The 8161-nt window shown below is 70.9% G+C and carries 3 protein-coding genes; 1 reads left to right on the forward strand and 2 read right to left on the reverse strand.

Translation table 11 applies throughout. From position 1 onward, the window contains the following. A partial coding sequence (locus ACLF6P_RS29590; protein WP_415954496.1) for a type I polyketide synthase occupies window positions 1-1561 on the reverse strand: 1561 nt, incomplete at its 3' end. A gap of 332 nt (window positions 1562-1893) precedes the next feature. Next, window positions 1894-3162, reverse strand: a complete 1269-nt coding sequence (locus ACLF6P_RS29595) for a 3-deoxy-7-phosphoheptulonate synthase (RefSeq protein WP_415954497.1) — start codon at window positions 3160-3162, stop codon at window positions 1894-1896. A gap of 347 nt (window positions 3163-3509) precedes the next feature. Between ACLF6P_RS29595 and ACLF6P_RS29600 the strand changes: the two genes are divergently transcribed. Beyond that, window positions 3510-8161 (forward strand): acyltransferase domain-containing protein (locus tag ACLF6P_RS29600; protein ID WP_415954498.1); only part of this gene is annotated, 4652 nt, incomplete at its 3' end.

Consider the following 8161-nt stretch of genomic DNA (forward strand, 5'->3'; position numbering starts at 1 on the left):
GCTCCGCCTGCGCAGCCAGAGCACGCTCGCTCTTCGCCGACAGCACCCACGGGACAGCGGAGGTTCGCAGCGCCGGGGCGTCGGCCTGTTCGGACTGGTCGGACTGGTCCGGCTGGTCGGACTGGTCGGCCTGGTCCGGCTGGTCGCCCTGGTCGGGCTCGGCTGCCGCGTTCTCGGCCTCCGTCGCCTCCTCCGGTGCCTGTTCCACGATGATGTGCGCGTTCGTGCCGCTCATGCCGAACGAGGACACACCCGCACGGCGCGGCGCGCCGGTCTCCGGCCACGTGGTCTCCTCGCGGAGGAGTGCGACGGCGCCGGAGGCCCAGTCGACGTGCGGGGTCGGCTCGTCGGCGTGCAGGGTCTTCGGCAGGACGCCGTGGCGCATGGCCATGACCATCTTGATGACGCCACCCACTCCGGCGGCGCCCTGGGTGTGTCCGATGTTCGACTTGAGGGAGCCGAGCCACAGCGGGCTGCCGCCCTCGGGCCGTTCCTGGCCGTACGTCGCGAGCAGCGCCTCGGCCTCGATGGGGTCGCCGAGCCTGGTGCCGGTGCCGTGGGCCTCGACGGCGTCGATGTCCGAGGCGGTGAGGCGGGCGTTGGCGAGGGCGTCGAGGATGACGCGCTGCTGGGAAGGGCCGTTGGGCGCGGTCAGGCCGTTGGAAGCTCCGTCCTGGTTGACGGCGGAGCCGCGTACGACGGCAAGGACGTCGTGGCCGTTGCGGCGGGCGTCGGAGAGTCGTTCCAACAGCAGGATGCCGACGCCCTCGGACCAGGCGGTGCCGTCGGCGGCGGACGAGAACGCCTTGCAGCGGGCGTCGGCGGCGAGGCCGCCCTGTTCGCTGAAGCCACCGAAGGCGCTGGGCGTCGACATGACGGTGGCGCCGCCGGCGAGGGCGAGGGAGCACTCTCCGTTGCGCAGCGCCTGCGCGGCGAGATGGATGTTGACGAGGGAGGTGGAGCAGGCCGTGTCGACGGACACGGCGGGGCCTTCGAGGCCGAGCGTGTAGGCGATGCGGCCGGACACGACGCTGGCGGCCGTGCCGGTGAGAATGTAGCCCTCGGTGCCGGGCGGCGGGGGCGCGAGGAGGTGGGAGTAGTCCTGGCCGGTGGTCCCGGTGAAGACTCCGGTGCGGGTGCCCGCGAGGGAGTCGGGGGTGATGCCGGCAGCTTCGAGTGCTTCCCAGGCGACCTCGAGGAGGAGCCGCTGCTGCGGGTCCATGGCGAGGGCCTCGCGCGGCGAGATCCCGAAGAAGGCAGGGTCGAAGTCGGTGGCGTCGTGGACGAAGCCGCCTTCTTCACGGAAGGCGGCGGCGCCGTCCGGCGCGCCGGACGGCCAGCCGCGGTCCCGGGGGAAGCCGGTCATCGCGTCGGTGCCGTCGGCCACGAGTCGCCACAGCTGCTCGGGCGTGCGTACGTCTCCCGGGTAGCGGCAGCCCATCGAGACGATGGCGATGGGCTCGCTGCCGCGGGCTTCCACCTCCCGCAGGCGCTGGCGTGTCTGGTGCAGGTCCGCCGCGACCAGTTTCAGGTAGTCCCGGAGCGTCTCTTCGTTCGCCATTCATCCCCACCCTGGGCAGCAGCCAGCGCATTGCGTCCACGCAGAGCCCCGGGGAATTCCCGTGTTCCTCCGCAGAAGGCTGCGGACTTCAGGAGTTTCCGGGGGCTCTGCAGTTCCCGGAGAGGGAAAATACCGACGCGCACCGGTTCGGCACTCGAGTCCGCCTCGAGTGGTGTGCGCATGCGCACTGCGCATGCTCCTCGGATTTCCCCTCGACGGAGACCTCGCTCGACAGAGATCTCGACGGGACGCTAGTCCAGCCGTTCAGGCACCCTCAACCCCTGAATTCAGAGGAAGGGGAGCCCCCTAACCGGCGCGAGAATGAAAGGGGTTCAGTTCCAGAAAGCGGGAACGGGCGGCCGGACGGCGGCGACGCCTGCGACGGCCGCCATGCCGGCGACGTGCTGGGCGAGCTCAAGAGACTGTTCGCGGTTGAGGCGGGGGTCGCAGGCGGACTCGTAGCGGAACGGCAGGTCGTCGTGGCCGAGGCCGGCGGCACCGCCCACGCACTCGGTGACGTCCTGACCGGTCATCTCCAGGTGGATACCGCCGGGGTGGGTGCCGAGGGCGTGGTGGACCTCGAAGAAGCCTCTGATCTCGTCGAGGATCGCGTCGAAGGCGCGGGTCTTGTGGCCGGACGGGGAGGTGTACGTATTGCCGTGCATCGGGTCACAGACCCAGCCGACGCACGCCCCGGAGGCCGTCACCTTCTCGACGAGCAACGGGAGTTGTCCGCGTACGGCGTCGGCTCCCATGCGGACGACGAAGGTGAGCCGGCCGGGCTGCCGGTCGGGGTCCAGGCGGTCGGCGATGGCCAGGAGCTCGTCGGGCTCGGCCGTGGGACCGACCTTCACGGCGACCGGATTGGCGACCCCGGCCAGGAAGGCGATGTGCGCGCCGTCGGGATCCCGGGTGCGTTCACCGGCCCACAGAAGGTGGCCGGTTCCTGCGTATGTCCTGCCCGTCAGGGCATCGACCCGGGTCAGCGGGGTCTCGTGGTCGAGGAGCAGCGCCTCGTGGGAGACGTAGAACTCCTCCGGGACCTCCGCGGCGGCGGTGGAACGGCCGTCGACAAGGGTGCGGACGGTGTTCATGGTCGCAGCGGCTGCCTGGTGGGCGCGCAGCATCCGGTAGGGGTCGGCGGTGCGGGCCTCGGGGGTGAAGTCCGGGCCGTTGACCGAATCGCCCCGGTACGAGGGCAGGGTGACGCCGTCGCGGGTCTCGTACGGACTGGAGCGGGGCTTGGCGAACTGGCCCGCCATCCGGCCGACCACGACCACGGGCCGCAGGACTGAGCCGGACAGGATCGCCGCCATCCGGGCGAGGGTGTCGAGCCGGCGCTCGATGTCGTCCAGGGACGTGTGCAGCGGCTCGGCGCAGTCGCCGCCCTGGAGGAGCAGGGCGCGGCCTTCGGCGACCGCGGCCAGGCGGCGCCGCAGGAGGTCACTCTCCCGCGGCATGACGATCGGCAGGCTCGCCGCGAGGCGGCGTACGACCTCGTCCAGAGCCCCCGGGTCGGGCCACTCCGGCTGCTGAGGAACGGAATTCGGCAGAAGTTTCTGCGGACGTTGCTGACGTTGCGGACGTTGCAGTCTTTGCATCAGGCGGCCTCGTGATGTCGCAGGGGAAGTCCATACGCCGGCCGGACCAGCAGGCACGACGATCGTCCTGCCGCACGGAAGACCGTCGGAAGACAGTTGCTGCACAGGTAATCCAGAGGAGCTCGAATTCCGCTGGATCGCCGCTGGAATCCTTACGGATTCCCTGATGAATCCCTGGTCAGAAGGCATCCGGAGTTGCCCGAGGTTCGACTGTTAGGGGTTGTGGGCGGCACATCCGCTGCATAACTTCGCCTGTCGAGGGCGATCATGGGTGCTTTAGATGACGCCGCCTGTCGGCCGCTGTTTCCGTCGTCCATGGGCTCGATCCGGACACAGGCCCGATCGCCATGAACGGACGGACGAGAGAGCGACGGCTCCCAAGAGGGCGGAACGTTTCCATGACGAGTGAAGAAAAGCTGCTTGATCACCTGAAGTGGATGACCGCTGAGCTGCGCCAGGCGAAGCAGCGTCTGCGCAAGGCAGATTCGGGTGTGCCGGAACCGATCGCGATCGTAGGCATGAGCTGCCGCTACCCGGGCGGTGTCGAATCGCCCGAGTCCCTGTGGCGGCTGGTGGCCGAGGGGACGGACGCCGTGGGCGCGTTCCCGGAAGACCGTGGGTGGGACCCGGATGATCGGGGAGGATCACACAGCGACCAGGGTGGATTCCTGTACGACGCCCCCCGGTTCGACGCCGCGTTCTTCGGGATCTCGCCGCGCGAGGCGCTCGCCATGGACCCGCAGCAGCGGATCGTCCTGGAGACGTCCTGGGAGCTGTTCGAGCGGGCCGGCATCGAACCCGAGTCGCTGCGCGGCAGCCGTACCGGCGTGTTCGTCGGCACAAACGGCCAGGACTACCCGATGCTGCTCCCGAACAGCGCCGAGAACGTCGAGGGCCACGCGGTCGTCGGCGGCTCGGCCAGCGTCATATCCGGCCGCGTCGCGTACTCGCTGGGCCTGGAGGGCCCTGCCGCGACCGTGGACACGGCGTGCTCGTCGTCGCTCGTCGCCCTGCACTGGGCCTGCCAGGCGCTGCGCAACCAGGAGTGCTCCCTCGCCGCCGCCGGCGGTGTAGCGCTGATGTCGACGCCGGGCACCTTCCAGGAGTTCAGCCGGCAGGGTGCGATGGCCTCCGACGGCCGGTGCAAGGCGTTCGCGGACGCGGCCGACGGCACCGGCTGGGGTGAGGGCGTCGGCATGCTCCTGCTCGAGCGGCTGTCGGACGCGCGTCGCAACGGCCGGAAGATCCTCGCCGTCATCCGGGGCTCCGCGATCAATCAGGACGGCGCCAGCAGTGGCCTGACCGTCCCGAACGGCCCCGCCCAGCAGCGCGTCATCCGCGCCGCCCTCGCCGACGCGGGCCTCACCCCCGCCGACGTGGACGCCGTGGAGGCGCACGGTACGGGCACGAAGCTCGGCGACCCGATCGAGGCGCAGGCACTGCTCGCGACCTACGGCCAGGAGCGGCGGGAGGACGGCCGGCCGCTGTGGCTCGGCTCGCTGAAGTCGAACATCGGTCATACGCAGGCGGCTGCGGGTGTCGCGGGCGTCATCAAGATGGTCATGGCCATGCGCCACGGCGTCCTGCCCCGAACCCTGCACGTGGACAAGCCGTCCACGCACGTGGACTGGACGGCCGGCGCCGTGGAGATCCTCACCGCCGAGCGGCCGTGGGAACGGCCGGGCCGGCCGCGGCGCGCAGGTGTCTCGGCCTTCGGTATGAGCGGCACGAACGCACATGCCGTGATCGAGGAGGCGCCGGAGGAGGAAGCGGAGGAGTCCGCATCTACGGAGGGCGGTCGGGGACTGAGCGGCCGCCCGGTGCCGTGGCTGATCTCCGCCCGGTCGGAACGTGCCCTGGCGGACCAGGCGGACCGGCTGCGTACGCATGTGCTGAGGGCGGAACCTGCCGCGGCGCGGGAGGACATCGGGCTCTCGCTGCTGCGCACGCGTACCGCCTTCGACCACCGGGCCGTCGTCATCGGTGACGACACGACCAGCCTCACGGAACACCTGCGGGCGCTCGCCGACGGCACCCTTCCGGCCTCCGCAGTCGCGCGCGGCACGGCCGGAAACCACGGCAGGCCGGTGTTCGTGTTCCCGGGGCAGGGTGCGCAGTGGGCGGGGATGGCGGTCGGACTCCTCGACACCTCCCCGGTGTTCGCGGCCAGGATGGCCGAGTGCGCGGCAGCACTGGCCCCCCACACGGACTGGTCGCTTCTCGATGCCGTACGAGGCGTCGATGGTGCTCCGGGTTTCGACCGGGTGGATGTGGTCCAGCCGGTGCTGTGGGCCGTGATGGTGTCCCTGGCCGAGGTGTGGCGTTCCTACGGTGTCGAGCCGGCGGCTGTCATTGGTCACTCGCAGGGTGAGATTGCGGCTGCTGTGGTGGCGGGTGTGCTGTCGCTGGAGGATGCGGCGAAGGTGGTGGCGCTGCGGTCCCGGGCGATCACCGCGCTTGCGGGCCGTGGCGGGATGGTGTCGGTTACTCAGGCGGCCGATGCGGTCCGTGAGCTGATCACGGCCTGGGACGGCCGTATCTCGGTCGCGGCGGTCAACGGCCCGTCCTCCACCATCGTCTCGGGCGACGTCGACGCCCTGGACGAGCTGGTCGCGCACTGCGAGACCACCGACATCCGCGCCCGCAAGGTCGACGTCGACTACGCCTCCCACTCGGCACACGTCGAGGAGATCCGCGAGGAGCTGTCCGAGCTTCTGGCCGGGATCACCCCGCAGTCCGGAACCACCGCCCTCTACTCGTCCCTGACCGGTCGTCTCCTCGATTCCGAGACGGTGATGGACGGCACGTACTGGTACGACAACCTCCGTGCCACCGTCGAGTTCGAACAAGCCACCCGCACCGCCCTCGCCGACGGCCACACCGTCTTCATCGAAGTCAGCCCCCACCCCGTCCTCGCCCTGGGCCTCCAGGGCACCATCGAGTCCACCGGAACAGACGCCACCACCCTGGGCACTCTCCGCCGCGACGAGGGCAGCCACGCCCGCATCCTCACCTCCCTCGCCGAGCTGTGGGTGACCGGCGGCGACGTCGACTGGGAGGCCGTCTTCGACGGCACCGGCGCGCGCACCACCGACCTGCCCACCTACGCCTTCCAGCGCGAGCGCTTCTGGCCGCGCCCTGCCGCGTTCTCCGGAGACGTCGCGTCGATGGGCCTGGAAAGCGCCGAGCACCCGCTGCTCGGTGCCGTACTCACTCTGCCCGAGCCAGGCGGCGCGGTTCTGACGGGCCGTCTGTCCGTTCGTACCCACCCCTGGCTGGCCGATCACGTCGTCGACGGCCGGGTGCTCGTGCCGGGCACCGCTCTCGTCGAACTGGCGGTGCGGGCCGGTGACCAGGTGGGGCAGGGCACGCTCTCGGAACTCGTACTGGAGCAACCACTGGTCCTCCCGGAAAACGGTGCCGTCGTCGTACGCGTCGTGGTCGGTGCCGAGGGCGAGGACGGCGTCGGGAGCGGTGCGCGGCCGCTCTCCGTCTACGGACAGCCGGAGGACACCGGGACATGGACGCGGCACGCGGTCGGTGCGGTGGCCGCCTCCGCCCCGCCGGTCACTGCCGACTGGGCGGCCGTGTGGCCGCCGCAGGACGCGGAATCCGTCGATGTGAGTGACTTCTACGCCCGCTCCGAGGACACCGGTTACGGCTACGGGCCGGCGTTCCAGGGGCTGCGTGCCGTATGGCGGCGCGACGGCGAGGTGTTCGCCGAGGTCGCCCTCTCGGGTGAGGCGGCGGAGCAGGCGGGCCGGTTCGGTCTGCACCCGGCGCTTCTGGACTCCGCCCTGCACGCCGTGGGCGCGGGCGGCCTGTTCGCGGAGGATGGCGCGGCAGGTCTGCGCCTTCCGTTCTCGTGGGACGGCGTGGAGCTGTTCGCCACGGGCGCGTCGGCGCTGCGCGTGCGGCTCACGACGGAGGACGGCCGTGCCGTCTCGGTCGAAGCGGCGGACGGTACGGGAACGCCGGTGGCGTCGGTACGGTCGCTGGCCTTCCGGCCGGTCAGCGCGGAGCAGTTGGCATCGGCCGAGTCCCTGTACCGCGTGGAATGGGTGCCTGCCGCCGGTACTCCTGAGACGGACCCCGACGCGGACGTCACGGTCCTGGATGTAGCGGACGCGCAGTCGGGGACCGGCGTCCCGGAGGCGCTGCGGGACCGGCTCGTGCATGTGTTGGGGCGGGTGCAGGAGTGGTTGGCGGCTGAGCGTGACAGTGATGCGCGGCTGGTTGTGGTGACGCGTGGTGCGGTGGCGGTCGGTTCGTTCGGTGGTGATCTGGCGCTGGGGCCGGTGTGGGGTCTGCTGCGTTCGGCGCAGTCGGAGAACCTGGGCCGGATCGTGCTGGTCGACACGGATGACGCTCTGGCGGATGCTGCCGTACTCGTATCGCTGGGTGAGCCGCAGGTGGCTGTGCGGTCGGGTGGGTTGTTCGTGCCGCGTCTGGCGCGGGCGGCCGGTGGTGAGCTGGCGGTTCCGGCCGGGGTGGAGCGCTGGTCGCTGCAGAGTACGGGCAAGGGCACCCTGGAGAACCTCGCCCTGCTCCCCACCGCCGCGGACACAGACCCGGATGCGGATGCGGATGCGGACCCGGCTTCGGGTGCGGGTGTGCTGCCCGGGGGGCAGGTCCGGGTCGGGATCCGTGCGGCGGGTGTGAACTTCCGTGACGTGCTCAACGCTCTGGGCATGTATCCGGGCGATGTGCCGCTGGGTGCCGAGGGCGCGGGTGTGGTCCTGGAGGTCGGGCCCGGAGTGACGGGACTGCGGCCCGGCGACCGGGTGATGGGCCTGTTCTCCGGCTCCTTCGGCAACGAAGCCGTCGCCGACCACCGCGCTCTCACGCACATACCCGACCACTGGAGTTACACGGAGGCCTCGACCGTCCCCTCCGTCTATCTGACGGCGTACTACGCGCTGGTGGATCTGGCGGGTGTGCGGCCGGGTGAGTCGGTGTTGGTGCATGCGGCGACGGGTGGTGTGGGCACGGCCGCGGT

This window comes from Streptomyces lothianensis, assembly GCF_047779955.1.
Classification (GTDB): domain Bacteria; phylum Actinomycetota; class Actinomycetes; order Streptomycetales; family Streptomycetaceae; genus Streptomyces.

What these genes read in the sequence shown, in the direction of transcription:
- ACLF6P_RS29595 (WP_415954497.1), bottom strand. Translation starts at nt 3,162, where the DNA reads ATGCAAAGACTGCAACGTCCGCAACGTCAGCAACGTCCGCAGAAACTT.